General features: G+C 48.2%; 27 protein-coding genes (1 of these 27 cut by a window edge). 6 read left to right on the forward strand and 21 right to left on the reverse strand.

The features are described from left to right. Both thiI and AB432_RS21210 read right to left on the reverse strand, forming a co-directional pair. A protein-coding gene (gene thiI, locus AB432_RS21205) for a tRNA uracil 4-sulfurtransferase ThiI (RefSeq protein ID WP_048033961.1) crosses the window boundary here: on the reverse strand, positions 1-1,044 show its 5' portion. 156 nt of this gene lie to the left of the window's left edge; the window shows 1,044 of its 1,200 coding nt (coding positions 1-1,044); it begins with the start codon at positions 1,042-1,044; the stop codon falls past the left edge of the window. A gap of 25 nt (positions 1,045-1,069) precedes the next feature. Further along, the gene (locus AB432_RS21210; RefSeq protein WP_082195968.1) at positions 1,070-2,239 is read right to left on the reverse strand and encodes a cysteine desulfurase family protein; all 1,170 of its coding nucleotides are present in this window, start codon (positions 2,237-2,239) and stop codon (positions 1,070-1,072) included. Positions 2,240-2,515: 276 nt separating this feature from the next. Between AB432_RS21210 and AB432_RS30875 the strand changes: the two genes are divergently transcribed. After that, positions 2,516-2,662 carry a hypothetical protein gene (locus tag AB432_RS30875; protein ID WP_173630927.1) on the forward strand — a complete coding sequence of 49 codons (147 nt, stop codon included), beginning with the start codon at positions 2,516-2,518 and terminating at the stop codon, positions 2,660-2,662. Positions 2,663-2,776: 114 nt separating this feature from the next. Here AB432_RS30875 and dapF read toward each other — a convergent pair whose 3' ends face one another. Continuing rightward, positions 2,777-3,637: a diaminopimelate epimerase gene (gene dapF / locus AB432_RS21215; protein WP_048033962.1), complete on the reverse strand. Its 861-nt coding sequence runs from the start codon at positions 3,635-3,637 to the stop codon at positions 2,777-2,779. Between the two features lie 141 nt (positions 3,638-3,778). On the opposite strand from dapF, the gene AB432_RS21220 reads away from it, so the two are divergent. Then, positions 3,779-4,309: a DUF84 family protein gene (locus tag AB432_RS21220; protein ID WP_082195969.1), complete on the forward strand. Its 531-nt coding sequence runs from the start codon at positions 3,779-3,781 to the stop codon at positions 4,307-4,309. A gap of 64 nt (positions 4,310-4,373) precedes the next feature. Here AB432_RS21220 and AB432_RS21225 read toward each other — a convergent pair whose 3' ends face one another. Next, complete coding sequence (locus AB432_RS21225; protein WP_048033963.1) at positions 4,374-4,955, reverse strand: DUF1700 domain-containing protein; 582 nt, start codon at positions 4,953-4,955, stop codon at positions 4,374-4,376. Positions 4,956-5,052: 97 nt separating this feature from the next. Here AB432_RS21225 and AB432_RS21230 point away from each other — a divergent pair, with 97 nt between their 5' ends. Next, a complete protein-coding gene (locus AB432_RS21230) occupies positions 5,053-5,643 on the forward strand; it encodes a 5' nucleotidase, NT5C type (protein ID WP_048033964.1) in 591 nt (196 codons plus the stop codon). A 58-nt stretch (positions 5,644-5,701) separates the two neighbouring features. Here the strand turns inward: AB432_RS21230 and AB432_RS21235 are convergent, their stop codons facing one another. Beyond that, positions 5,702-5,926: a DUF1540 domain-containing protein gene (locus AB432_RS21235; RefSeq protein WP_048033965.1), complete on the reverse strand. Its 225-nt coding sequence runs from the start codon at positions 5,924-5,926 to the stop codon at positions 5,702-5,704. A gap of 52 nt (positions 5,927-5,978) precedes the next feature. Between AB432_RS21235 and AB432_RS21240 the strand changes: the two genes are divergently transcribed. Then, positions 5,979-6,809 carry an SDR family NAD(P)-dependent oxidoreductase gene (locus tag AB432_RS21240; protein WP_082195970.1) on the forward strand — a complete coding sequence of 277 codons (831 nt, stop codon included), beginning with the start codon at positions 5,979-5,981 and terminating at the stop codon, positions 6,807-6,809. Here the strand turns inward: AB432_RS21240 and AB432_RS21245 are convergent. Together AB432_RS21245 and AB432_RS21250 are read right to left on the reverse strand one after the other, a co-directional pair. Further along, entirely contained in the window at positions 6,786-8,042 is a 1,257-nt protein-coding gene (locus tag AB432_RS21245) for an MFS transporter (RefSeq protein WP_048033966.1), read from the reverse strand. The genes AB432_RS21240 and AB432_RS21245 overlap by 24 nt on opposite strands. 121 nt (positions 8,043-8,163) lie before the next feature. After that, positions 8,164-9,387, reverse strand: a complete 1,224-nt coding sequence (locus AB432_RS21250; protein WP_082195971.1) for an MFS transporter — start codon at positions 9,385-9,387, stop codon at positions 8,164-8,166. A 164-nt stretch (positions 9,388-9,551) separates the two neighbouring features. On the opposite strand from AB432_RS21250, the gene AB432_RS21255 reads away from it, so the two are divergent. Together AB432_RS21255 and AB432_RS21260 are read left to right on the forward strand one after the other, a co-directional pair. Further along, positions 9,552-10,286: a transcriptional regulator gene (locus AB432_RS21255; protein ID WP_048033967.1), complete on the forward strand. Its 735-nt coding sequence runs from the start codon at positions 9,552-9,554 to the stop codon at positions 10,284-10,286. Further along, the gene (locus AB432_RS21260) at positions 10,258-11,577 is read left to right on the forward strand and encodes an MFS transporter (protein WP_048033968.1); all 1,320 of its coding nucleotides are present in this window, start codon (positions 10,258-10,260) and stop codon (positions 11,575-11,577) included. The genes AB432_RS21255 and AB432_RS21260 overlap by 29 nt, the downstream gene beginning before the upstream one ends. A gap of 68 nt (positions 11,578-11,645) precedes the next feature. Here the strand turns inward: AB432_RS21260 and AB432_RS21265 are convergent, their stop codons facing one another. From AB432_RS21265 to AB432_RS21330, 14 genes are all read right to left on the reverse strand, one after another. Then, positions 11,646-13,082: a serine hydrolase domain-containing protein gene (locus AB432_RS21265; RefSeq protein ID WP_048033969.1), complete on the reverse strand. Its 1,437-nt coding sequence runs from the start codon at positions 13,080-13,082 to the stop codon at positions 11,646-11,648. A 26-nt stretch (positions 13,083-13,108) separates the two neighbouring features. Further along, a complete protein-coding gene (menC, locus tag AB432_RS21270) occupies positions 13,109-14,221 on the reverse strand; it encodes an o-succinylbenzoate synthase (RefSeq protein WP_048033970.1) in 1,113 nt (370 codons plus the stop codon). Continuing rightward, the gene (locus tag AB432_RS21275) at positions 14,202-15,209 is read right to left on the reverse strand and encodes an ABC transporter ATP-binding protein (protein ID WP_048033971.1); all 1,008 of its coding nucleotides are present in this window, start codon (positions 15,207-15,209) and stop codon (positions 14,202-14,204) included. Before AB432_RS21275 ends, menC begins: the two co-directional genes overlap by 20 nt. Continuing rightward, positions 15,206-16,195 (reverse strand): ABC transporter ATP-binding protein, encoded by a 990-nt coding sequence (locus AB432_RS21280; RefSeq protein ID WP_048033972.1) that lies wholly within the window; start codon positions 16,193-16,195, stop codon positions 15,206-15,208. Before AB432_RS21280 ends, AB432_RS21275 begins: the two co-directional genes overlap by 4 nt. A 22-nt stretch (positions 16,196-16,217) precedes the next feature. Continuing rightward, positions 16,218-17,072, reverse strand: a complete 855-nt coding sequence (locus tag AB432_RS21285; protein ID WP_048033973.1) for an ABC transporter permease — start codon at positions 17,070-17,072, stop codon at positions 16,218-16,220. A gap of 15 nt (positions 17,073-17,087) precedes the next feature. Further along, positions 17,088-18,008 (reverse strand): ABC transporter permease, encoded by a 921-nt coding sequence (locus AB432_RS21290; RefSeq protein ID WP_048033974.1) that lies wholly within the window; start codon positions 18,006-18,008, stop codon positions 17,088-17,090. Positions 18,009-18,025: 17 nt separating this feature from the next. Continuing rightward, a complete protein-coding gene (locus AB432_RS21295) occupies positions 18,026-19,624 on the reverse strand; it encodes an ABC transporter substrate-binding protein (RefSeq protein WP_048033975.1) in 1,599 nt (532 codons plus the stop codon). A gap of 25 nt (positions 19,625-19,649) precedes the next feature. Then, positions 19,650-20,528, reverse strand: coding sequence for a MurR/RpiR family transcriptional regulator (locus tag AB432_RS21300; protein ID WP_053079611.1), 879 nt, complete (start codon positions 20,526-20,528; stop codon positions 19,650-19,652). Next, the gene (locus tag AB432_RS21305; protein WP_048033977.1) at positions 20,529-22,022 is read right to left on the reverse strand and encodes a M81 family metallopeptidase; all 1,494 of its coding nucleotides are present in this window, start codon (positions 22,020-22,022) and stop codon (positions 20,529-20,531) included. 203 nt (positions 22,023-22,225) lie between these two features. Next, positions 22,226-23,002, reverse strand: coding sequence for a GTP-sensing pleiotropic transcriptional regulator CodY (gene codY / locus AB432_RS21310; RefSeq protein WP_048033978.1), 777 nt, complete (start codon positions 23,000-23,002; stop codon positions 22,226-22,228). 235 nt (positions 23,003-23,237) lie between these two features. Then, positions 23,238-24,014, reverse strand: coding sequence for a sporulation protein (locus tag AB432_RS21315; RefSeq protein WP_048033979.1), 777 nt, complete (start codon positions 24,012-24,014; stop codon positions 23,238-23,240). Between the two features lie 56 nt (positions 24,015-24,070). Beyond that, positions 24,071-24,574 carry a sporulation membrane protein YtrI gene (locus tag AB432_RS21320; protein WP_235617519.1) on the reverse strand — a complete coding sequence of 168 codons (504 nt, stop codon included), beginning with the start codon at positions 24,572-24,574 and terminating at the stop codon, positions 24,071-24,073. Positions 24,575-24,612: 38 nt separating this feature from the next. After that, positions 24,613-24,924 carry a YtrH family sporulation protein gene (locus tag AB432_RS21325; RefSeq protein ID WP_007720892.1) on the reverse strand — a complete coding sequence of 104 codons (312 nt, stop codon included), beginning with the start codon at positions 24,922-24,924 and terminating at the stop codon, positions 24,613-24,615. A 132-nt stretch (positions 24,925-25,056) separates the two neighbouring features. After that, entirely contained in the window at positions 25,057-25,281 is a 225-nt protein-coding gene (locus AB432_RS21330) for a hypothetical protein (RefSeq protein ID WP_048033980.1), read from the reverse strand. Position 25,282: the final 1 nt, after the last annotated feature.

Genomic DNA, 25,282 nt, shown 5'->3' on the forward strand with positions numbered 1-25,282 from the left:
AAACACTGTGCAGCAGTCTTCATACGGCAAAATAGACAGCTCGTACGTATCGATTTGGCGAGAAATATCCACAATGTCTACCTTGTCCATGGCGACGAGCGGTCGCAGGATTGGAATCGAAATCACCTTGTTTATCGTGTCCATGCTTTCCAAGGTTTGCGACGCGACTTGACCGAGGCTTTCCCCTGTTGCGAGTGCCTTGGCATTGGTATTTTCCGCAACACGCTCCGAAATGCGCATCATGAAGCGACGCATGATGGTGATCAAATAGTCTTCTGGACATTTTTCACGAATTGCGGTCTGAATTTCTGTAAACGGTACGACATGGAGACGGACAGTTCCTCCCCATTTCGTCAGCTTATGAGCCAAGTCACGTACTTTTTGCAAAGCGCGCTCGCTCGTAAACGGATAGCTGTGGAAATGGATCGCTTCAAGCGTCACACCACGCTTTAACATCATCCAGCCAGCTACAGGACTGTCGATACCCCCAGATAGAAGCAGCAGTACTTTTCCGCTCACCCCAACTGGCAAGCCACCTAGTCCCTGAATGGTTTCACAGCTAATGTAAGTACCCTCCGTGCGAATTTCTACATTCACGATGGTATCTGGCTCGTGCAAGTCTACACTAATCGCTGGCAGTGCGCGCAAGATATGCGTTGCCACCATTCGGTTAACTTCCATAGAAGGAATCGGATAACGCTTATCCGCGCGACGGGAAACCACCCGGAACGTACGTGGCTGTGGATTCAATTGACGAACCAACTCCAGCGCTTTTTCCTTGATCGTTTCAATATCAGGATCTACCTGGATCGTCGGACTAAACGAAGAAATACCAAAAACGCGCTTCAAACGCTCCATAACCGCATAAGCGTCCTCACCGTGCAGCTCCACATACATCCGACCGTAATTGCGTCGAACTTTTACTTTAAAAAACGAGCGCAATACGTTTCTCACACTTTTTACAAGTGTCTCTTCGAATTGATCGCGGTTTTTCCCTTTAAGCGCCAACTCACCATAACGAATTAAAATAACATCGTAGTTCATGTTTATCTCCTTTTAGTTGTCCACACTATTTTCTATGAGCGGGGGCAGGTTGTTGTTTTATATAAGTACGAAGCACACTGACGCATTCCTCTAACGCCTTCACAAACTGCTGAATATCCTCCGCTGTATTTTCCCGGCCCAGACTGACCCGCAGAGACGATAACGCGCAATCCCGCTCGATGCCGATCGCAGTCAGAACTCTGCTCGGCTCATTGACTTTGGATGAGCATGCGGACTTGGTGGATATCAGAAAGCCTTTTTCCTCCAAAGCATGCAACAGGACTTCCGCTTTTACTCCTGGTACTGACAAGTTCATAATATGGGGAGCCGTATTCGCTTCCGGAGTATTCACTATACAGCCTTCAATTGTTGCAATCCCTTCACGAAGCTGTTGATTCAAGGTTTGCAGCCTGATCATCTCGACGCTGCCCAGTTCTTCTAGAATCCGGATTGCTTTTGCCATACCAGCGATGGCTGGGAGGTTTTCCGTTCCTGAGCGAACACCGGCTTCTTGACCTCCACCCATCATCAACGGGTGAATGATCAAGCCTTCCCGTTTATACAAAATACCGACTCCTCTGGGGCCATAAAACTTGTGAGCAGAGACGCTCAACAGATCGATCCCAGAATCCTTGATGCGCAAAGGAACTTTCCCAATTCCTTGGACTGCATCGACGTGAAACAAGACTTTCGGGAATTGCTTCAACCATTGTCCGATTTCCAAGATCGGTTGAATGGTTCCTAGCTCGTTGTTCACATGCATGACCGAAACGAGAATCGTATCCGGACGCATTGCTTTCTGAACAGCTTCTACCGATACGCGGCCTTCACGATCGACCGGCAGATACGTCACAGTAAACCCAAGACCTTCCAACTGTTTGCAAACATCGTAAACAGCCGGATGCTCTACCTGCGTCGTAATAATATGTTTCCCTCTGTTTTGATATTGAAAGGCTATACCCTTGATCGCCGTATTATTGCTTTCCGTGCCACCTGAAGTAAAAATAACTTCACTTTCTTTACAGCCCAAATACTGAGCGGCAACCTTTCGCGCCTGCTTTAGTACATTTTCCGCCTCTACACCTTTTTGATGCAAAGAAGACGGGTTTCCATAGTAGCTTTCCATCGCGCGTCTAACGGTTTCAATCACTTGAGGATGAGGCCGGGTAGTCGCACTGTTGTCCAAGTAAATCACCAGTACACACCTTCCTAAGGGCAAGATGCCCGAATACTACGCTTCATCATAACATGACTTTTCGTAAAGAACATACAAAGTATTACACTTCTCGACCTTATTTTTCCCCGAGTGCGTTGCTCTCAAAAGACCAAATTAGACAATCTGAACAACCGTTCACAGAGTATTCACGGATAAAGCGCTTACATCCAGATATAGGCTATTTACATTGTTTTGGCCTTTCGTTAGAATAGTCAATAAATTTAGATAAAAAACGACAACAAGGAGAGAACCACCATGACAGCACAAGCTATGCAAGAAGAAATCAAGAAGATGGAAGCAGAATTGAAAAGACTGCAAGCGGAACTGGCGAAGATGAGCAAAAATACCCCTCAGTATGATCGCACAGATGTCGCATACCTAAATGAGGTGTACAACGCGTGACACTTATTCGAATTCGATAGCGTGGTGACGGCATGATGGATTCGCCGTGACCACGCTATTTTTTGTAAAAAAATACCGCTCCTGTCGATCTCGACGGAACGGTTTTGGTTTCTGTTATTTAAATGGGATCTCCCCCAAATACTTACCAGAAAAAACTTCAGTAGCCGGCCCCGTCATATAGACGCGGTTATCCGCTTCCTTCCATTCAATAAAGAGATCGCCTCCTGCCAGGTGAACAGTGACTTTTCTACCGGTCTTTCCACTTAAGTGGGAAGCTACTGCAGCAGCGCAAGCTCCTGTCCCACAGGCAAGCGTGACACCTGATCCCCTCTCCCATACACGGAAAAGAATTTCCTCCTGATTCAATATTTGGATAAATTCGACGTTGGTTCGTTCAGGAAACCATTCATGATACTCGATCATCGGTCCGTAGTGACGAACATCTTCTTCCTTCACTTCATCCACGAAAAAGATAGCATGAGGATTACCCATCGAAACAGCAGTCATCGTAAACGCAGTTCCACCAACTTCGATTACCTCTTCTCGCACTTGCTCTTCTGGAATGCCTGTCATCGGAATTGCTGCTCGCTCAAAACGAGGCTCTCCCATATCTATCGTTATTTGATCGACCTTACCGTCTGTTCCAAGCGATACGACAGGAGTAACGTTCCCTCCCAACGTCTCCACGGTAAACGTTGTTTGCTGAGTCAAACCGTGATCGTATACGTACTTACTCACACAACGCAATCCGTTTCCGCAATTTTTTGCTTCGCTGCCATCATTGTTAAATACCCGCATGCGAAAGTCTGCTCGCTCAGATGGCATAATGAGGATCAGTCCATCGCCCCCAATGCCAAAATTCCGATCGCTCACCCTTCTTGCCAATTCGGGTAAATCTACACCCGACAAGTCTTCCTCAAAACAGTTGACGTAAACGTAATCATTACCCAAGCCATGCAGCTTTGTAAATTTCATCGTCCACTCCTCTTTCTCTTTCGTATGCTAGGTCTGACTCTTTTCTATGCATTATCTTATCACAACCTGGAGAATCGCGGTCGAATCAAAAGGTGGTATACTACCACTAGCATTGATGATGGAAAGAGGTGGAACAAACCGTTGGATTATCATATTTTTCGCTATGCACTCGGAACGAAAAATGAAGCAAAACGTCTCGCTGTACAAAAAGCAACCGGAACGGAACCTTTCTGCATATCTGTCCCCTCGGGCGTAGCGGCTCAGCCGATGAGTGAAGAAGAAACGATTACAGGAGCGATCAATCGAGCAAAAGCTGCACGTAGTCAAACCCCAGAAGCAGACATTGGGTTAGGCTTGGAAGGCGGACTGATGTACGATGAGCAGTTTACAAAGCAGTGGTATTTGATTTCTATCTGCACAGCCTGGAATGGAAGTGAGCTATTTATTGGAAAGGGGTTGGCGTTTCCCATCCCGAATCAAGCCGTTCACCGAATCCAGCAGGAGCAAATTGAGCTCAGTACCATCATAGATGAATGGGGGGAAACCGTCGGCAGTAATCATCGCGGCGGCGCCTATTCCCTCTTAACGGATAATCGTGTTCGTCGTTCCGATGTGTTTTGTGACGCCGTTATCGCAGCGATTACGCCTTTCGTCTCCTCCTTGTATAAATAGCAGTGGTGAAAACATAAAAACCTCTCCGGCTGAATGAACCGGAGAGGTTTTGCGGTTTGATGCTTTAGCGAGCCGTATAGTACGGGTAGATGACTAATGCGCCCAAAATGGCAATAGCCCCTACGATCATCGCCCAGGCACCCAGTGTCTTCGAGTTGCGTCGATACGCCAGGTAGCCGAGCACCATACCAATTGGTGCCACCAAGTACGGCATGAGAAACAGGGACAGGATCGATAAGCCCAAGCCAGTCATCCCAATACCGGTGGCCCCGTTTTCCCGGCTGTCCTCGTCTGTGTCGATCTCACTGGCAGCACGACTTGTCGGAAACGGCTCGGCGATTTCCGCCGCTGCCTCAATGTCGTCATCTCTGACTTTGGCGACCGGAGAACGATCCTCTTTTGTCAGGACAACGCCATCCAAACGCTCCGAAAAGTCGTTTCTCTCCTCATCCAGTTCGCCTGTATAGCGCTCTGTCAAGGAATGGGGGTCATAGTGAATCCTGCGCCTCGACCGCTCTTCCTCTTCGTCAAAGACGGCCTGTGTCCAAGTATTCGCTGCAAACTCCCTGTCGTGCTGATCAACCGTCTCGGAAAAACCGGTATCTTCCTTCCGCTTCGCATCATTACGTTCGCGTCGATCCAACATAGCATGCTCAGCCCCTTTTTTGGTAAAGGATTAATTAAGTGAAGGAAGTAGCCTTATTGTCTGCCTACGTTGTACAATTTAAACGGGAGGCGAGAGAATGAAACCAGACAAAATCCTAACCATTGGCATTGATATTGACGGTACAGTCACATCACCTAGCAGTATTGTTCCGTTGATGAATGAAAGCTTTGGAAGAGATTTACGATATGAAGATTGTGTGGAGTACAATTTAGCCAACGTGTATCAAATCACGGAGGCAGAGTTTGAAATGTGGCTGGATCAAAACGGGGAGCGCCTTTATGATGGTGCGCCTGTTCACGGAATTGCCGATCAGGTTTTGCGCGATTGGTTTACCTCCCACAAGCTGGTATATATAAGTGCTCGTGAGGATCGTCACCGCAATGTGACCTTGCAATGGTTTGCTCGCTACAATATCCCTCATCATGAAGTGGATTTGATTGGGAGCCACGACAAACTGTCAGCTGCTCGCAAATGGGGCGTGGACCTTTTTTTGGAGGATCGTTTGGAGAACGCTTTGCAATTGTCAGAAGCGCTGCAAATTCCTGTGTTCTTGTTTGACACTCCGTACAATCAAGCTTCCCTTCCCCCGCTTGTTCATCGTGTCACTTCTTGGGAAGAGGTTGCCCAAAAAGTCAACGAGCTTTTTCCGGCCACGACAAGCGTATAGGTCAAATAGCAAAAAGACGTATCACCATTGAGGGATACGTCCTTTTTGCGCCGAAGCGTTATTTCTTTTCGGAGGTCTTCGGCTTGAACGTCAGACAACAGGTCTCAGAAGATGTCTTCGCCTGATCCTGATGCTGCGTGTTTTGACCGTACTCACCTGCGAATTCTTCTTTCAGGTTTACGGTAGCATGTGCGTCAATCTCTACCATGATCTCTTCGGCGCTGCAAAGGTTGCCCTGCGCCCAGTACTCACAGTTTGCTACAGAACATTTTACTGCTGGCATGTGCATTCACCCCCTAGAGGCTAGCCTTCACAACAACTCGGGGGCTTATACTTTGCCATTCACAGTGGAAATCAATACTCTACACAAGAAAGAAGTGGATGACATGCCGACTCCCCGTATTGTCGTCATCACCGGGGCTTCTGGTGGCCTTGGTCTAGCTTTGACACGACTTCATCTGGAAAAAGGAGATTGTGTCATTGCCACGAGTCGCAAAGCCATCAACGAGGAACTCGTTTTGTTACAAAACGCTTATCCGAATCATCTCCATTATTACCCGGTAGACGTCAGCAGCAACGAAGACATTCGGCAGTTCGCTGCATGGGTACATATCCGTTTTGAACGTTGCGATTTTCTTTACAACAATGCCGGGATGGCCATCTTTGAACCGCTGATTGAAATGCGCGTAGAGGAGCTGGAAGAAACACTGCGAACAAATATTTCCGGCGTTCTCTACACGACCCGTGCCTTTTTGCCGATGATGCTTCAACAAAAGCAAGGTCGTATTATCACGGTTGCCTCACTTGCCGGTCAGGTCGCAACAGCGAAAGCTGCTGTATATGCAGCCAGCAAAGCAGCCGTCATCCGCTTTAGTGAAGGGTTGCGCCACGAACTGCAAGGCACTGGAATTGCTGTGACGTGTGCAATGCCTGGGCCGATCGACACACCCTTTTTGGATAAGGCAGACAAAACGGGTAGCTATCGCAGCAAAGTGAGTCGGTATTTGTTGACACCGGAACAAACGGCAAGGGCTATTTATCGAGCGGCGGAAGCAAAGCGTCCAGAGGTTGCCATGCCATTCCGTTTGCATGCGCTCTCCCGCATTTACTTCCTATTGCCTCAGTGGCTAAAACACCTCATCTCACCTCTCCTCAATCGGAAGTGATGAGGAATCCTCCAAGTTTTTCAATGCTCCGAATGCAAGGAGACCGAAAATGATACATACGGCTGCTCCGGCTCCAATGATCCCTTGAACGCCCAAGAAGGGTATGAGGAAGCCAGAGACAGCCGCTCCCGCGGGCATTCCTGTCCCCGTAATCGTGCGAACACTGGTCAATACCCGCCCCAAGAGAGCATCGGGCACCTGCTTTTGCAGATAGCTTCTATACATGATGTTATAAGGAGCGAAGCAAAAGCCTGCCACAACCATCGAAGCCATTGCGATCTCCAACCTCGAGAATAATGCGATCGGCAATGTGGTCAATCCCCACGCCACGATAATCCCCGCTAGCGTCGAACCCAATGGAAGTTTCCACGTAACCGTCGAGAAAAAGAGAGAGCCCAGTAATGCCCCAACTGCCAAAGAAGACCACAGCATTCCTAACGCAACAGATCCTCCTGCCAAATCCTGATTCGCATACAGGGGTAGTGCAATTTCAATGGGGCCGTACGACATGTTAAACAAAAACGTAAAGAAAACCAAAATAATCAATTGCTTTCGTCCAAATATGTAGCGATACCCTGTCCGCATGTCACTCAAGAGAGAACGAAAGAACGCTCCCATTTGACCTTTTGCAATCGTTGTAGGATTCGCACTTTTCGTAAGCTCTCGAGGCAGCCGGGAGAAGCAAAAAGCACATACAAAAAAGCTGGCCGCATCGATCAACAGAACATAAGCTTCCCCAATCAATCCGATTAAAACACCCGCGAGTGCCGGTCCAAACATATAAACAATTTGCCATTGCGTTTCCATCACGCCATTCGCTTTGACCAATTGATTTTTGTCCGAGACGATTCTCGGCAACAAAGTCTGCGCCCCAGCTGTGCTCAACGGAGAAAGGATTCCTGCAATCACAATCAGCACGTATATCACAAATAGCGGAACTTGATCGATCTGCAATAATACGATCAACGCTATAAAAATGACTCCTCTCGCCACATTGTCCATCATGATGAGCTTGCGTCGATCAAACCGATCCAGCAAAACTCCCGCTACTAAACCAGCAAAAACAGCAGGGAGCATATACGCAAGAACGACGCCCCCCATCGCAGCAGGTGAGCCTGTTTTATTCATGACAAACCATGTCAAGCCCATCCAGCCAAACTGATCCCCCAGACTAGACAAGAACATCCCCAGCCAATACCAGCGAAATGATCGCTGCCGCCATAATTCCTTCATGCTGCATCTTCCTTTTTCTCTTTTTTCCATTCATTGTATAATTGGATTCATACTTTTTCAACAATTATATTTATTATATCTAAAAGTTTCATTTTGTATAAAAAAAGAACCTCTGCTCCCATTAAGCAGAGGAATCTATCCTGACGTCTACGATCCTTTGCAACTTGCGACGGCTCCAAAGCCACAGGAGTCCTGCTGCAACCCCAAAGAAACCAAGCCACACGGAGACAGCAGCACTCCCGGCCTGCTCCGCACTGAAACCGAGAATCAAGCAGCTCGCAGAAAAGCTTCCCATGGTCGCCATTTCCCGAATGGAAAAAACGCGAGCCAAATAAGCAGGATCAGACAGTCGCTGAAGCTTTGTCACAGACAATATCGATGAGCTAAACTGAGCCGTTGATGCAAAGAGGATAGCGATTGCCAGTCCAAGTAGTGGTTTCGTATGAAACACGGCGATAATCGAGCATCCCATCGCTACGAGTGCCCATCCTTGGACACGCCACGTTGCTTTTTCGCTCAGGTTGTCAGACAGCTTGTTCACGGCAATCCCAGCGATCACACCTCCGAGGCCCAGCGGAATATCCAAGAGTCCAAATACATACAAGCCCTCTCCCCGTTCCGTAAGAACATAGTACATCAGCATAATGTAATAGGCGCCACATACCCGTTCCGCCATCTGATAGCTGATCACACTGCCAATTTCGCGATGTTTGCCGATGTAACGGAAGCCCTCTTTTAGCCTTTCCATAAAAGGTACAGCCGCATTCGATGTAACAGAGTTGGCGATATGCGGGAGCGGAAGCAAGATGAATAGCGACAACAAATAACAGGCGGCATCAAGCAAAAAGTTGTAACGGTAAGAGAACAAGTAAACCAGAACTGCTGCCACACCCTGGCAAACAATAATAAGAAACGAAGTCGTCCCCTGCAAAAGGGAATTGGCAGCCAGTCTATCCTTTTCCTCCACGGATTGTACGATCGCGACTTGCATGGCTGGTTGGAAAAAAGCACTGCAAATATTGACCAGAATCAATAACAAAAAAGCCACCCATAAGTAGGTCGCAGATGTGATGAAGAAAAACAAACTGACGAGAATGCCGCGAAGCAGATTGACGACAATCATGACCCGCCGTTTATCCCAATTCTCCACAAGCGTCCCTGCAAAAAAGCTGGCAAATACATAAGGGATCATGCGAAACACAGTCCCTGCCGCAAAAGAAAGACCCGATCCACTTAAATCATGTAAAAGTCCAACGACCGCAATAAATGTAAATTCATTTCCGATGATGTGTACAATGTGGGCCGTATACAAACGGCGAAAGACGGGATGTTGCAAGATCGCCACAGGAATGCACCCTCTCACCGTTTTCAATATTGTAGCATTTGTCGAAAAATAAGCGCAAATCCATCTTGCGAAACGGATCGTTTTGTTGTTACAATACGTTCAAATAAAACTGAACGTCTAAAAATAAGAAAACATTCACGTTCAGCGAAACGAGGTTGATCGACTTGAAACGATACGTAGTTGTGGAAACTTTGGATCAATTAAAAGCTGTCAGCGATTCCTTGCGCCTACAGATCATCACGATGCTGGTCAAGGAGGAGTACACAGGCAAGCAGCTCGCGACCCTTCTCTCCCTTTCTCCCTCTAAAGTGCATTATCACCTGAAGGAATTGGAAAGCCACGGCTTCGTTGAGGTCGTGCGTACGGAAGAAAAGAACGGGATCGTGCAAAAGTTTTATCGGGCTGTTGCTTACGATTTCAAGGTTAGTGAAGATTTGCTGCCCTCCCTGCGCGAAGACAGTATCCTGTTGCAGGAAACGATGCTAAATCACCTGCGCTCCAGTATGAATCGCCTCTATAACGCACCAGACGAGTCATTCATGCTCTTTTCGGATCAAGAGGATCGCCCTCCTGCCATTGCAGTTAACTCTGAAGTGAAAGCACCTCGGAAAGAAATAGTTGCTTGGCTCAATAAATATAAGGCTTTACTTGAGGAGCTGTCCGAAATGGAAGATCGCTACTTAGAGAGGATTGCTGCTGGAGAAGCGGAGGATACGGTTGAAAACTTTTACATGGTCACGGTCGGGTTCATGACGAATGAACGTTTCTACGTCGCAGAAGACGATTCCTTGCCAGATAACTACGAGCACCAACAGTCTGAATTCAAGCATTTCACCGGCAAGATTGTGGTGAAGAAAAAGAAGGAGGAAAATGGAGATGAGCACGCTGGCGACAAATAATTCCCTTTGGAAAAACCGATCGTTTGTCCGGTTATGGTGCGGCACTTTATTTTCGGCAATGGCTGACGGAGCTTTCTTCATCCTGCTCAACTGGTATATCGTGAATGCCATGGGCTCAGGAGCAATCCTCGGCACGACTTTGATTTGTCTGTCCATCCCCCGTCTCCTCTTTATGCTGGCAGGTGGGGTGGCTGCTGATCGCTTCAATCGAAAATGGATTATGTTTTCCTCCCTTTTGGTTAGGGGAATTATTTTAGCCTGCTTCAGTTTGCTTATGCTTCAAGGAAATGGCACCTGGTTCCCAGTGAGCCTGTACGTCATGGCAGCTTTATTCGGAACAGTCGATGCATTTTTTTGGCCAGCACGCAGCTCGATTCTGCCCTCTCTTGTCTCTCGAGAACAACTTGCGCCAGCTAACAGCTTAATGGAACTATGCCATCAGATTAGTTTGGTTGCCGGACCGATAATTACGGCCTTATTCATTGGAACCGTTAGTTACCCGATCATGTTTATGATCTTGGCATGCACCTTCTTCGTAGGAACACTCTTTGTACTCTCTCTCCATTCACACTCAAACAGCAAAGACACGACTTCAGAGTCTACAACAGATTCAAAGGCACGCTCATATTTCAAGGATATCGTCGGAGGAATTCGTTTTACGTATTCAATCCCGATCCTTGCGATTATTTTAACAACATCCCTATTCACCAACATGATGTTCTCCGGCCCAGTTAACATGATCATTCCCATTCATGTAAATGACCTCGGATGGGACGGGAGTGCTTTTAGTTCACTCATTACCTCACTCGGAGTCGGCATGATTGTCGGCGGTATGTTGACTGGATTGTTTAAAGGATTCCGTGGAAAATTTATGTTACTCCCTGTCATTCTCGGATGTATGGGAGTTGGAATCAGCTCGTATTATTTCATTGAGGAGCTTTCCTTTGGACTTGTCTCTCATTTTCTCATCGGAATGGCACTCAGTATGACGAATATTCCGTTTATCACCTATATTCAAAGTATCGTCCCTGCCAACATGCTCGGTCGTGTCATGTCATTGCTTTCCTTGATGTCCGTCGGCTTCGGGCCAGTCAGCTACGCACTGTGCTCCTTTCTTCTCGCCAAAAACATCGCAACACCGGGGCTTCTATTATTCTTTGGCGGTATCATATTTGCTACTATCAGCCTTACCCTGTTCTTTTTCCGCTCGTTCCGGCAAATGGAGCAGCATCCGAACTGGAGGAAACCCGCAATGGAAGAGGAGCGGCTTCCTGCAACCCTTTCTTCTTAGTTTCTCCTATAAATAGAAAGAACGCGTACCACGCAAGCATGAGCTCTTGCAGGTACGCGTTTTGCTTTTTATACGGTTTGTTCTTTTTCGGCAAGGACCTTTATCAGCTGACGAGCCCCGAAGCCCATCCTCGTAACTACTCCTGCCTCATCGCGGACGAAGCGGATAAACATATCCGTTTCTCCCCGCTTCATGACGAAGCTGTCTTCTCCCACTGAACGAAGCGGAATATTCGTTCCATTACTCTTCGCTACCAGCTCGTTCTCTTCGATTTCTACCGATACAGTAGCCCCTTCGGACGAGCGGTACTCCCCTGTAAATGTAGCGAGTGCATCTACAGAAATTTCATAATCCGGATATTGGAACGGCACTGTATTCGGAGAGCGCCCATTGGTTGCGTTTAAAATGCCATGCATCAAATCTGCCATTGGCCCGCCATCCGTGTTCATCAGTACGGCTCCTGTCAGGCCCCGCTCCGGTAAAACAAAAATTTGTGCCGCAACTCCCTTGATCGCTCCACCGTGCTCGACGAGTGTTCCATCATGGCAATTGGCTACAAACAATCCGTAGCCGTATGCTTGAAACGGCGAAATCGAGAAATGAGGTGTCATCATGGCCTGCACACTCTCCGGTGAGAGCAAGCGATTCTCGCCCACCATTCCACCCGTTCTGAATATTTCCGTGTAACGCAATAGATCGTGAATCGTCGATTTCAGAAAACCAGCTGCACGCATCGATGGTGAATCCCACCATGAAGGGGAACGGTATACCTCACCGCCATCTTTTGGGCTTTTTCGGGTGAATAACGTAGCCACCTCTGCTTCCTCTGGCAAATCCTCGACGAGAAAGGCACTGTTTTTCATCCCGGCAGGCACCAAAATATGATCCTGCACAAACTGCTCGTAAGATATCCCGCTCACTCGTTCAATAATCAGACCGAGCATGGCATAACTGTCGTTGGAGTAGCTAAACTCCGTTCCAGGCGCACCTAGAAACTCATAGTTCAGCTTGCCAATGTAGGCCATAAATTCTTCTTTTGTATTGATCTCTTCCGCTTTATCGAGATCAAACTCAAGACCGGAGCTAAAGGACTTTATGTCCTCTCCCTCCACTATACTTCTTTTCATTGCACCCACTAATGTATCCAAAGGGGGAAAGCCGGCGGTATGTGTCATCAGATGATGGATGGTCATCTCGCGAGTATAAGCTTCATTAGGTGTGCGTAGCTCTGGGAGATACTTGATGACCGGATCATGAACGGATAGCTTTCCGGCGTCCTGAAGCTGCATAATAGCCACACATGTAAAAGACTTGGTCACCGAACCGATGCCAAACACCATATCAGGGGTTAATGCTTTTGCATCCTCTGTGTTATCAGCCAAACCGAAGCCATGGAAATACCTCAGCTCTCCTTGCTCTGCCAATCCGACTGCTGTTCCTGTTACTTTTGCCTCTGCAAGCAGCTTTTGCGCGTATTCCTCAAACGACTGAACCCAATCCGCCATGCTCCTTCTCCCCTTTGCATTTTTTGTTAAGGCCGGAAGTTTGCCGTACGAATCACATAATTGCCGATCGCCTTTTGGTTCAGGGTATAACCGATGCCCGGGGTATCTGGAACTGCCAATTGGCCGGGAGCCATCAGCTCTACACCATTCTCCACGATGTCTTCCTCCCAGTAACGGCTGGAGGCGGCAGTATCACCTGGGATCGTAAAATTCGGCAAAGACGTAATCGCAATGTTGTGTGCGCGGCCAACACCTGACTCAATCATGCCTCCGCACCAAACCGGAATGTCGTGTGCCTGACACAAGTCGTGAATGCGTTTGGACTCTGTTAATCCACCGACCCTCCCCACCTTGATATTAATAATGCCGCAACTGCCTAACTCTATCGCTTTTCTGGCATCATCCACATTGTGAATACTTTCATCGAGGCAGATAGGAGTGGACAACTCCCTTTGCAGCTTGGCATGATCAATAATGTCGTCATGGGCGAGTGGTTGTTCGATCATCATCAGCCCATATTGATCCAGCTCCTTCATTACATCCAAATGCTCCATCGTGTAAGCGGAGTTTGCATCCGCCATCAGCGGGACACCCTCGCCAAAGCGTTCGCGGATTGCTCGAATCACCTCTACGTCAAAGCCCGGCTTGATCTTTACCTTGATCTTCTTGTAGCCCTCACCAAGATGGCGCTCTACTTTTGCCAAAACCTGATCGACAGTCGGTTCAATACCGATGCTAATCCCTACATCGATGACAGATTTCTCTCCTCCTAATGCTTTGGCGAGAGAGATTCCTTTTTGCTTGCTGTAGAGATCCCAGATTGCGCCTTCTAAAGCCGCCTTCGCCATGTTATTGCGGCGAATGGGGGCAAACAGCCGATCCACATCCTCCGGGGTCTCGATCACACTCGTGAACAGCTTCGGAATCATAAACTTTTCCATCATGTGCCATGCTGTTTCTGTCGTTTCTTCACTATAATAAGGGGCGGACATTGCCACACTTTCCGCGTGCCCGACCTCTCCCTCTCCATACACACTGACCAGAATGAGCTCCTTGATGGTCGTATGTCCAAAACTCGTTTCGAAACGGAAACGAAGTGGCATGTGTAGTTGCTGCAATTCAATTCGTTCGATTTTCAATGTACTTCATCCCTTCTGTTCCATATAAATGACAAGCAACATAATGTTGTGGCGAAGCAAGTGTAGCGACAGGACGCACTGTGCGGCAAACATCCGTAGCATATGAGCACCTGGTATGAAACGCACATCCAACTGGAACATTTGCTGGCGAGGGAACATCCCCTGAAAGAACGATTCGCTCCTTCTTCCGAAACGGATTGGCTTTGGGAACTGCTGACATCAGCGCTTCCGTGTACGGATGCAACGGTCGCGTAAACAAATCCTTTTTGCTGGCGATTTCGACGATTCGTCCGAGATACATGACCGCAATTCGGTCGCTGATGTGGCGAACGACACCGAGATCGTGTGAAATAAACAGATAGCTTAAGCCTAGACGTTGCTGCAAATCCTGCAAAAGATTCACAATCTGCGCCTGAATGGAAACGTCAAGTGCTGAAACCGGCTCATCTGCTACGATCAATGAAGGTTCTACCGCCAGTGCGCGAGCGATCCCGATCCGCTGCCGCTGCCCTCCGCTAAACTCATGAGGAAAACGAGTAGCGTATTGAGTATTCAGTCCGACCATCTGAAGCAGTTCTTTTACTTGATCGCGCCTTTCTTTCACAGACATCTGCGGATCTTTGACGCCTAACGCTTCCTCCAATGCCCCTTGCACAGTCATCCGTGGATTTAACGAAGCATACGGGTCCTGAAACACGATTTGCATTCGTTTGCGGAGTGGACGAAAACGTGCAGCCGACATATCCAAAATGTTTTGCCCCTCAAATTCAATCGTTCCACCCGTCGGCTCAATGAGTCGCATGATGCTGCGACCAGTCGTTGACTTGCCACAACCGCTCTCTCCTACCAACCCAAGCGTTTCGCCTTTTCGCAACTGGAAAGAGACTCCATCGACTGCCTTGATCATTTCGTCACTATTGCGAAACAGTCCTTTACTAATAGGAAAATACGTCTTTAAATCGTTTACCGATAACAAGATATCCTTCATACCGCCATCTCCTTGTTCTCGTACAGCCAGCATCGAACGGCCTGTGTGCCTGTGCCCGTTGCCTTAAGCGGCGGTTTTTCTTGGTAACATCGCTCCTCGGCCTGCGAGCAGCGGAAGCGGAATGCACACCCTTGTGTCACTTCACCCAGGAGCGGGACACTGCCTTCGATCGGATCGAGGCGAACCTTCTCTTCCTCATCCAGATCGGGGATACAGCGCAAAAGCCCAATCGTATACGGATGCTTCGGATGCGAAAACAGACTGGCGACATCAGCTTCCTCTACGATCTCCCCGTAGTACATCACAAGAACACGATCTGCCATTTCAGCGACGACTCCCAAGTCATGCGTAATGAGTAGCAAGGAGGTATGATCGTTCTCCTTCAGATCGTTCATCAGTTCCAAAATTTGCGCTTGAATGGTCACATCCAGTGCAGTCGTCGGCTCGTCCGCGATCAGTAAATCCGGGTTGCAAGCCATCGCCATCGCAATCATGACACGCTGCTTCATCCCACCTGATAGCTGATGGGGATATTCCCGCATGATGTCTTCTGCCCGCGGCACGCCCACTTTTTTGAGCATCTCAATTGCTTTTGCTTGGCGTTCCTTTTTCGATAAATCCGTATGAAGCTGATACACTTCCTCCAGCTGTCGTCCGATCGTATGGACCGGATTGAGTGACGTCATCGGTTCCTGAAAAATCATCGCGATATCTTTTCCACGAATGTTGCGAAGTTCACTGGCACTCAACTGGTTCAATAAGGTATCACGAAACCGAATGCTTCCCTCCATCTGCGCATTCGCCCGGGACAAGAGCCCCATGATTGCCAAGGACGTCACGCTTTTTCCGCAGCCAGACTCGCCTACCAGCGCGACCGTCTCACCTTTTTTCAGTTGAAAAGAAATGCCTTGCAGCGCTGGCAGCTCGCCCTTATCCGTCTTAAACTGCAAGCGTAAATCAACTACTTCCAAGAGTACCTCTTTCATCAGCTCGTGCCCCCTTCATCCATTACCTCGTTTTCGGGTCGAATGCATCCCGTAATCCGTCACCTAACAGATTGAAGTCAAGGACAACCAGCATAATGGCCAATCCAGGAAAAATAGACATCCACCAGGCCTGACTCAAGAATGCCTTGCCGACAAACACCATGGCTCCCCACTCTGGCATCGGCGGTTGCGCACCCAGTCCGAGAAAGCTCAAGGCCGCTGCCGCCAAAATACTCACACCGAATTGAATGGTGGAAAGCACGATGATTGGGGAGAGAATATTGGGTAAAACATGTTTCAGCATAATCTGCCAATCCCTGATCCCCAGAGCGCGAACAGCCTCAATGTACTCTTTTTCCCGTATGGATAAGACCGCAGAGCGAACGACCCGCACATAAGACGGAATAACGGCAATGACTACCGCGATCATGGCATTCGTTAAACCGGGACCCAAGACCGCAATGACAGCGATCGCCAGAAGCAGTGCGGGAAGTGACATGAGAATATCCATGCCCTGCATGATAAACAGATCCACGCGACGATAATAGCCAGCGATAATACCGAGCGTTACACCTATCAGGGTAGAAAGCACAACCGTTATCAAGCCCATCAGCAAGGAGATTCGCCCCCCGTGCAACAAACGGGAAAAAATATCTCTGCCAAAATCATCCGTTCCGAGAAGATGAGTCAGACTCGGAGCGCTTAATCGGCTGTTAAAGTTCATTTGTTCGACAGGATGAGGGGCAATGACTGGAGCAAGAAGCGAACCCAGTGTAAAGACGATCAGGATGACCACACCCGCCATTGCTGTCTTATTGCGTCTCAGCCGTTTGCCCATCCCTCCCCAATACGACTCCGGACGATTACTGTTCACCATCCATCTGCTCCTTCCTTAGTCGAAATGGATACGCGGATCAATCCGGCTGTAAATGAGATCCACGATCAAATTGGTTAAGGCAAAAATCAACGCCATGAAAAACACCATGCCCTGTATGGTCGGCATATCCCGTTTACTGATCGCCTCAATCGCCATGCTGCCGATCCCTTGCAGAGAAAATACGGTTTCCACCACCACAGCGCCAGCCATGAGCGAACCGAACTGCAAGCCTAACATCGTGACAACAGGAATTATGGCGTTCGGCAGACCGTGGCTCACTATGATTCGGAAAAGCGCCGCCCCCTTGGCCTCGGCTGTCCGCATGTAATCCTGCTTGATGACTTCCAGCATGCTGGATCGGGTCATACGGGCGATCATCCCCGCTTCCGCCATACCCAAGGTGATCGCTGGCAGTAGCAGGGAGTGAACCCCCTCATAGCCGGAAATCGGAAACAAGGCCAGCTTGTAAGCAAAAATCCAGATGAGAAACAAGGCAATCCAGAAGCCGGGTGCTGAAATACCGAGTAACGAGGTAAGCACCACAAGTCGATCGACGAAGGTGTTTTGCTTAACGGCAGCAATCGTGCCCAACAAGATGCCGAATATTGCGGCAATAATGACACTAAGGATGGCAAGCTGCATGGTAATTGGGAAACGGTTCATAATCTGATCCCATACCTTTTCGCCAGTGAATAACGATGTTCCCAAATCGCCAGCGAACAGATTTCCGACAAACCGCATGTATTGCTGCCACAGTGGTTGATCAAGACCTAGCTTCGCTCTCATTTGACTGATGGCCTCTGGTGTTGCAAACTGTCCGAGTATTTGTGTTGCGGGATCGCCCGGAATGAGGTGCACCATCAAGAAGATCAGGACGGATACGCCAAGCAGTGTCCCCACCAGGGAAAGTAATCTTTTTATTACATATCGGCGCATGCCTTCACCTCCGTTGTCTATTTTTCGAGCGTGACATCATGCAACGTAATGCCCTGCGTGTACGGGTTGACCGTAAAGCCTTTGACACCACGTGTCGCTACCACTGTCTCGCTCACCCATAACGGAACCCACGGCAGGTCATTCAGCAAAATCTCCTGTGCATCTTCGTAAATCTTGAGACGCGCCTGCTCATTCATTTCCAGACGTCCTTTGTTCAGTAAAACATCCAACTCAGGGTTCGTGTAATGAGTACGGCTTGTTGAATTGCTCTTTTCAAAGATGAGGTACAAGATATCTGCATCAAACCAGCCGTAGTACATCAAAGCCATGTCATACGACTTTTTCGAAATGCGATCTTTTATAGTCGTCATTTCTTGTACGCTGATTTTCATATCAATACCTGCTTCTTTCAACTGGCTCTGCAAAATCTGCACCGCTCGCTGAAACGCTGGCTCTTGAGAGACGAGCATTTCTACAGACAACGGTTTTCCGTCCTTATCTACGATGCCATCCCCATTCCTGTCCGTCCAGCCTGCTTCCGCCAGCAACTGCTTGGCTTTGCCTAAATCTCTCGTATACAACTGCTTCGCCTTGCTTTCAATCGCTTCACTGTAGCCATAAATCGTGGGTGCCAATGGACCATAGACCGGCTTGCCAAATCCGTTCAACGCTACCTGAACAAGTGGATCGCGATCTACGGAGAGGGCTACTGCTTTGCGCAGACGGACATCTGAAAACAACGGGTGCTTGTTGTTAAAAGCGATGTATTTGTTTCCAACGTCCATCACTTTCTCAATATTGACTCCGGGCAGTGTCTCAAGCTCCGCAACCGAGTTCGGCGGCGCATCATATAACACATGGACCGTACCCTTTTTGAATTCCATCAGCCGCGTATCGTCGTCTTTCATAAGTCGAAACATCATGCTGTCAAACTGCAGAGGGCCTTTGTTGGCAGCGTACTCCGGTCCCCAGTTATAATCAGGATTTTTCTTGTAGGTGAGCGATGCACCTCGCTCGCGTTTGTCAAAGATAATCGGCCCCGTTGCAGATGGATTATCTGAGAAGCCATCTCCTAATTCTTTTGCCTTTTTGGCGTCAAGAGGCGAGACTAATCCGCCGACAATGACGTTAACAAATGGGGCAAACGGTTGGCTAAAATGCACCTTGAGCGTGTACTCGTCTGCTGCTTCCACTTTTTCAATCGGACCTGCAAGCCCCTTCACAGGCGAAATGGCGAGCAAACGGTCAAACGAATCCTTTACGGATGCTGCCGTCATTGGATCGCCAGAGTGATAGCGGACATCTTTGCGGAGGATAAATGTCCACACCTTGCCGTCCTTCGAGATTTCGTACTTCTCTGCCAAACCCGGATGGAGTTTGCCTGTTGCATCACGGGTCAATAGAGGCTCGTATATTAAACTGTTTTCCATGCTCAGCCAGCTCGTTTTGTGCATATCAAGCGAGTCTGGGTCCGTCAAGGAAGCGATGACTAATGTGTTACCTTTGGCCGACGTGTCATTCCCCGCCTGATTGCTCGGCTGTGAGGAGCAGCCTGCAATCAACGCCGTTGCCACAAATACACTCAAGGCCCCTTGCTTCCACTTGTGAATCTTCATGTCCCGTCCCCCTTATCAATTGCCGTTACACTTCTGTCCCTTCCACAAACGGGTATATTTGTCGACTTGTCTCTTCGTATTCTTTCAGTCTTTGTTGTACCTGTTCGCCATCAGCTTGAACCACACCACTGATCAAAATATTCAGCATGGAAAAGATCGCCGTCATTCCTTTTAAGGCAGTAGGAGCAGGTGCGGTGACTTTCAAAATTTGGTCGGCTACCGGCCCAATCGGAGATAGCTCATCGTCTGTAATCCCGATGATTTTGGCGCCTCTCTCTTTGGCTGCTTTTGCAAAAAGGATCGTTTCACTCGTATAACGGGGGAAGGAGAGTGCGATCACGAGCCACTCCTGATTGATCTGGGTCAACAGATAGTTGACGTCATCAACTGGCCCATTGTACAGATGTGCGTTTCCTCTGACGACATTCAGCGTAAAGGCGAGCCAATGGGCTGGAGCATAGGAGCTGCGAAACCCTACAACGAGAATGTGTTTGGCTGCCATAATACTTAAAACCGCTTGCAAAAGATGGTCCTTTTGCAGCTCCCCTAACGTTTGCCGAATATACGCAACATCCTGCTCCATGTTATAAGAAATCAGGTCTTGTTTTCCCTTCATCTCCACAGCCGCTGTTCGGAAACTGTGGATGGCATCAGCTTTTGGAACCTTTTCCAATAAGGAGCTGCGTATCTCATTTTGCAATTCGCTGTACCCGGAGTAGGCGAGAGCGTAAGATAGTCGGATGATTGTCGTTTCGCTTGTGCCGCTCAATGCCCCGACAACTTTGGCTGGTTGCAGTGCAACGGTTTTCGGCTCGGCGAGAATGTATTTGGCTGCGAGTTTTTGTTGGTTGGTCAATTCCGGATAATGCTTGCGGATGCGCTCCTGTACGGATTCCATGATCATCTACTTCCTTGTCAATTGATGTAGGTTCCACTCTGTGGCTGGGTCTAACGGATAAATCGGACGAATGGCGCGCTCGTATTTGAAGAAGCGGAAGTTGAGCGTCGTCAGTCCCGGCGAATCGACGGTAATGACGCGTGCGCTGATCGGTTCGAAGGATGCCCGGAAATGTGTGCTTGATTTCAAAGCAACGATCTTGTATTTGGTCACATCAATTCCGTGCAACAGAAAAATTTGCTCATCCAGCACTTGCGATTTCACGGAGCAAACCAGTACATCAACCCCGTTAATTTGCAAACGAACGGACTTGCCAAAATTCTCATGACCCCCTTGGCCCATCGGCGTCGTCGCAATGAATTTTCCATCGGTCAAAGCTTTGATGTAGGCTGTTACTTCAAGTGGTTCTCCATGCAAGTAGTCTGTCTTTCCACCCAGTGATAGTTGGATGGTAGCGCCTACTCCAGCCTGATGGGCAATCTGGACCACTTCGGGATCGTAAATAAAACCAAAGCATGCATTTGTCAGCTGGGCATCCAGCATGGCCCGCAGTAAATGCGTTCCGTCTCCGGGTGTGCCTCCGCCTGGATTATCTGAGGTCTCATTGATGACGATGGGCATGCCTTCCGTTTCCAGTGCCATCGCAATTCCCTCGGCAGGAGTGGGCATGTTCAGCTCGAATTCATCCCGCTTTTCCCAAATCAGACTGGCGACATCCTCGCTCACTTTTTTGGCGAGCTCCTGATCGTTATTCGTCACGCTCAAAACTGAAACGCCCAGCTCTGGAATGTCCGTGTACGGAAATCCGTGGAAGAATGCACAGTCGATGACGCCTTCTTCCTTTTCCCATGCCCAGCAGGCTTCGTTAATTTCGCGTGCCGGGGAATGGTGAGTAGCTGATGTCGGAATCAAGAGTGGCAGTCGGGTCAAATGCATGGTCGGCTTGATACCTTCCGTAACCATCTTGTGCGCAAGATCGATCGCTTCCATTCCGCGTTCATAGCAATCCACATGCGGGTAGAGGTGAACACCCAGGAGCGCGTCGGCCTCATCCACCATTTTTTGTGTCATGTTTGCATGGAGGTCGAGCGTAACAATTAAGGGAATGTCATAACCGACCAACTGACGCACTGATGCCAGAATGTCGCCTTCCAGGTCATCCATTCCTTCTACGACCCCTGCTCCGTGAAGCCCCAGACAAATGGCATCTGCCCCTTCTGTCGCAGCAATCGTGTCAAGAAGCTCCTTTTTAATCCGGTCATACGCTTCCCGCAAAATCGTCCCGGCTGGATACGTAAAGGTGAGAAAGGTCGGAAGTAGCTCGATGCCCAGCTCTTCGGCGCGATCCACCATCCCACCCGGAAAGTTGCGAACGCCCCGATTGCGATTCACAATCGTTTCATGATAATCCCACTCATAGCTTTGAAACATCTCGAGCGTCGTAGGCACATTGGAAAACGTATTCGTTTCATGCGCAATCCCACCAATAATCACCTTCATTCTTAGACCCTCCATTCGTTATTGAAGTATGGACTTTAATTTTTGAATTTTTTGAAGTTTAAACCTTTGTGGACATTATAAAGGGAAGAAAATCATTTATTCAATCGCTAAATCATGAACGTTTTATCGCTTCTGCTATACTTGTTGAATCATAAACAAAAGCCCTCCCCGTACAGGGAGAGCTTCTGTGTGGCTCATGCCATTTATGAGGTTTTCCATTTCGCCAATTCAGATGGGAATTTGTCATTCAACACTTTGATATATGTACCCTTCATCCCTAACGAACGGGATTCCAGCACACCCGCGCTTGCCAGCTTGCGAAGAGCGTTCACGATGACAGAACGTGTCAGACCTGCTTGATCTGCAAGCTGACTCGCTACCAGCAAGCCTTCACGTGCATCCAATTGCTCCATAATTTTTTCAATCGCGATCTGTTCGCTATAGGACAGCGAAGAGAGTGCGATTTTCGCAAATGTTTTGTCGCGCACTTCATTTTCAATCTGTTCTGTGCGCTGACGAACGATTTTCATACCGATCACGGTAGCACCGATCTCACCCAAAATCAGATCCTCTGTTTCAAACTGACCGTAAGCACGCAGCAGGACTAATGTGCCAAGACGGCTTCCCCCTGCATTGATAGGAACAATCGTCGTCATCATTTGCGGGAAGATCGAATTCAACTCTTTTGGAACCAGGCTGTACGGACTGGTAATCGACTCGTTCGCCAAGGTTTGTGTAACTTCCAGCAGCTTCTGATGTACACCTTCCTGTAGTTGCGTGGATGAACGACCTTCTTCTTGCAGGGAAATCTCCTGATTCATTCCACTTCCCAGGATCGAACCATCTGCGGTAATGATGTAAACATTTGCAGAAATCACTTCAGATAAAAGCCTTGCGAGATCTTGGAAGCCTACACCGCTGCCACCCATTGTTTTTTGAAGCATCACATTAATTTTTCGCGTTTTTTCTAACAAATTCATAATAATATCCTCCTCTGGATTCTTCATGCTCACAGTATTGTCAGAAAAATCCAGCCCTATACATGCAAATCGAAAAATTAGAAAGAGAGTTGTGTACAGGAATTTAGGGAGAGGCCTCTACACCAATTGATAGATCAGTGACTATCCACTAGGGCGATGATTACGATCTTCATAAAGAAAAAAGGCTGACAGAGTGGTCAATTTCACCCCGTCATGCCTTTTTTTGTATTACTCTCTAGCGAAGCTGCTGCTTAATGAGTGCTTCAATCGCTTCTGCAATGACATGCGTATGTTTGTTCACGTCTGCATTCGTTAAGCGGAAACGAATATAGCGTTCATCGAGATTAAACGCTTCTTCAAATGCTCCCATAAAGCCTCGTGCACGTTTATCCAGTTCCAATAAAACTTCCAATTCGCCATCGCGGAGGTAGAAGACAACTTCGAGCTCCTCCAATTGGCTACGGTATGGCCCTGTCGGACGGAATTCAAATTCCTGTATAAACGGATGATTGCGACCAAGGTGACGATTGTATTCGCAGTCTACCTTATATAGCTGGAATCCGATCTGTTGAACAGCATCCAACACTTTGGACATTAACGGATGTGGGCGAACCTCGATGAAATCGGAATCCCCCGGGTCAATCGCATTTTTAATATCAAGACCTGTCCGCAAGTAAACGGGTTGACGCCCCATCGTCAATGGCGTCTCATACGGCAATTGAAAAGCGAATGGCAGAACGGTTTCTTCTTTCGGTTTCAATTGTACCCGCTCAGACAGACGATATTTTACAAGTGTGCATTCTTCCTTCGTCTTAGAGTCGTTGATTTCTCTTTCATAGTGTGTGACGACATACATGTAGATTTCGTCGATTTCCTGGGCGACATCTCCTCCCTTGATATGGACCTCACCTCTGACCATATCTCCGGGAATGAGTGAATCCTGCTCAAGACGTGCATCTACTTGCGCAGAGCCAATACCTACACTAGCCAATAATTTTTTGAACATGGACATGTGTTCGCCTCTCCTTTATACCGACCCAGACCTACCTGATCTGGCTATCAGATATTCTATATTGAAATATACGGCGGAAGAAATAGAAAGTTTCGCGCAATCTTTTGCCAAACATCATCGGGTATAACGTCCGCTGTCACGAACACATGCAGCGTTCTACTGATCACCACCGTTTTGATTCGTACCTCCACGGTCGTTCGATCAGACAAAATATATTCGCGGCGCCGCAGCATTTCATGCAAGACCTGATGGACCTCCGCAACCTGCTCAACCTTCTTCCCTTTTAACGAAGCGAGATCCTTTTCCACGCGGTCGACTACTTGTACCACAATAGTGGCATGAAGCGGCTGCTTCTGATCCGCTGTGAGTACGGAAGCGCGTACGTCTTCGATGACAGTCTCTTGCTTTTTGCGATAGACCCGCTGATTTTGCTTCAGCTCCAGATTTTCCTCGTACAGTTTTTTGTTTTGCAGCTCCAAGCTTTTCTTGATCAGCATCATCTGCTCCATTTCGCGTCCGTATGTAAATAAAATCACGGTTCCGCCCAACACGCACCCCATGAGCAAAAGAGCGAGGTAACGTTTCCAAAGAATCACCTTCATGAGCGCACCTGTACCAGCCAATGCACACAAATCGTTCCGATATGGGCACCCAAGAATGCGACGACGATCATCACAAGCTGTTTAAAGACAGGTGTCAAATTTCCCATCAGTATTTTTTCGATCTGCAAAAACGAATCGAAGGTTCCACCCAATGCCCCAACCAATCCCCATATTTTGAGCTGGTCAGCCAATTGGGCCATAGATAGCAGCGGAGGCTTTTCTGTGAGAAATGCACCCACCCCACCTGAAAGAGCGCCGCCGACCACAATGCCATAAGCCACGAAAAACGTCAAAATGACTTGTGCCATGTTGTGCTTCATCCTTTCTTCGAACAAGCAGCATATGCTTATCCCTACGCTCGTCATCCCGGTTTTATAACAGAACTGGTCAGCGTTCCAAATAAAAAGCGGCATGCTCTATTTGGCAGCATGCCGGATCGATCAGCGTTGGTTCCTTCTCCATTTCTTCAGTTTCTTTTCAATGCGCGGCGAGTTCATGATCATGAGATCCGTAAACAAGTTAACCATTTTCGGATTGCGCAGCATCTGGTTAAAAATTTCTGGATTTTGCTTGAACCATTGCTCATTGGCCTTTATCCATTTCTTGAAAGCGTCGTTTGTTTTGTAATAGTGATTCAATTGCCGAACCGGCCTATTTCCACTCATC

The organism is Brevibacillus brevis (assembly GCF_001039275.2).
Classification (GTDB): domain Bacteria; phylum Bacillota; class Bacilli; order Brevibacillales; family Brevibacillaceae; genus Brevibacillus; species Brevibacillus brevis_C.

Excerpts from the sequence above, each read along its gene's own strand:
- AB432_RS21260 (WP_048033968.1), top strand. The coding sequence starts at position 10,258 with ATGGAGATGAGCACGCTGGCGACAAATAATTCCCTTTGGAAAAACCGA.
- AB432_RS21225 (WP_048033963.1), bottom strand. The coding sequence starts at position 4,955 with ATGTTGGATCGACGCGAACGTAATGATGCGAAGCGGAAGGAAGATACC.
- AB432_RS30875 (WP_173630927.1), top strand. The coding sequence starts at position 2,516 with ATGACAGCACAAGCTATGCAAGAAGAAATCAAGAAGATGGAAGCAGAA.
- AB432_RS21235 (WP_048033965.1), bottom strand. The coding sequence starts at position 5,926 with ATGCCAGCAGTAAAATGTTCTGTAGCAAACTGTGAGTACTGGGCGCAG.
- AB432_RS21305 (WP_048033977.1), bottom strand. The coding sequence starts at position 22,022 with ATGAAGGTGATTATTGGTGGGATTGCGCATGAAACGAATACGTTTTCC.
- AB432_RS21285 (WP_048033973.1), bottom strand. The coding sequence starts at position 17,072 with ATGGTGAACAGTAATCGTCCGGAGTCGTATTGGGGAGGGATGGGCAAA.
- AB432_RS21330 (WP_048033980.1), bottom strand. The coding sequence starts at position 25,281 with ATGAGTGGAAATAGGCCGGTTCGGCAATTGAATCACTATTACAAAACA.
- AB432_RS21275 (WP_048033971.1), bottom strand. The coding sequence starts at position 15,209 with ATGAAGGATATCTTGTTATCGGTAAACGATTTAAAGACGTATTTTCCT.
- AB432_RS21265 (WP_048033969.1), bottom strand. The coding sequence starts at position 13,082 with ATGGCGGATTGGGTTCAGTCGTTTGAGGAATACGCGCAAAAGCTGCTT.
- AB432_RS21315 (WP_048033979.1), bottom strand. The coding sequence starts at position 24,014 with ATGTCCATGTTCAAAAAATTATTGGCTAGTGTAGGTATTGGCTCTGCG.
- codY (WP_048033978.1), bottom strand. The coding sequence starts at position 23,002 with ATGAATTTGTTAGAAAAAACGCGAAAAATTAATGTGATGCTTCAAAAA.
- dapF (WP_048033962.1), bottom strand. The coding sequence starts at position 3,637 with ATGAAATTTACAAAGCTGCATGGCTTGGGTAATGATTACGTTTACGTC.
- AB432_RS21325 (WP_007720892.1), bottom strand. The coding sequence starts at position 24,924 with ATGGCACAAGTCATTTTGACGTTTTTCGTGGCTTATGGCATTGTGGTC.
- AB432_RS21290 (WP_048033974.1), bottom strand. The coding sequence starts at position 18,008 with ATGCGCCGATATGTAATAAAAAGATTACTTTCCCTGGTGGGGACACTG.
- AB432_RS21295 (WP_048033975.1), bottom strand. The coding sequence starts at position 19,624 with ATGAAGATTCACAAGTGGAAGCAAGGGGCCTTGAGTGTATTTGTGGCA.
- AB432_RS21300 (WP_053079611.1), bottom strand. The coding sequence starts at position 20,528 with ATGATCATGGAATCCGTACAGGAGCGCATCCGCAAGCATTATCCGGAA.
- AB432_RS21320 (WP_235617519.1), bottom strand. The coding sequence starts at position 24,574 with ATGGGGTGCGTGTTGGGCGGAACCGTGATTTTATTTACATACGGACGC.
- AB432_RS21245 (WP_048033966.1), bottom strand. The coding sequence starts at position 8,042 with ATGAAGGAATTATGGCGGCAGCGATCATTTCGCTGGTATTGGCTGGGG.
- AB432_RS21230 (WP_048033964.1), top strand. The coding sequence starts at position 5,053 with ATGAAACCAGACAAAATCCTAACCATTGGCATTGATATTGACGGTACA.
- AB432_RS21280 (WP_048033972.1), bottom strand. The coding sequence starts at position 16,195 with ATGAAAGAGGTACTCTTGGAAGTAGTTGATTTACGCTTGCAGTTTAAG.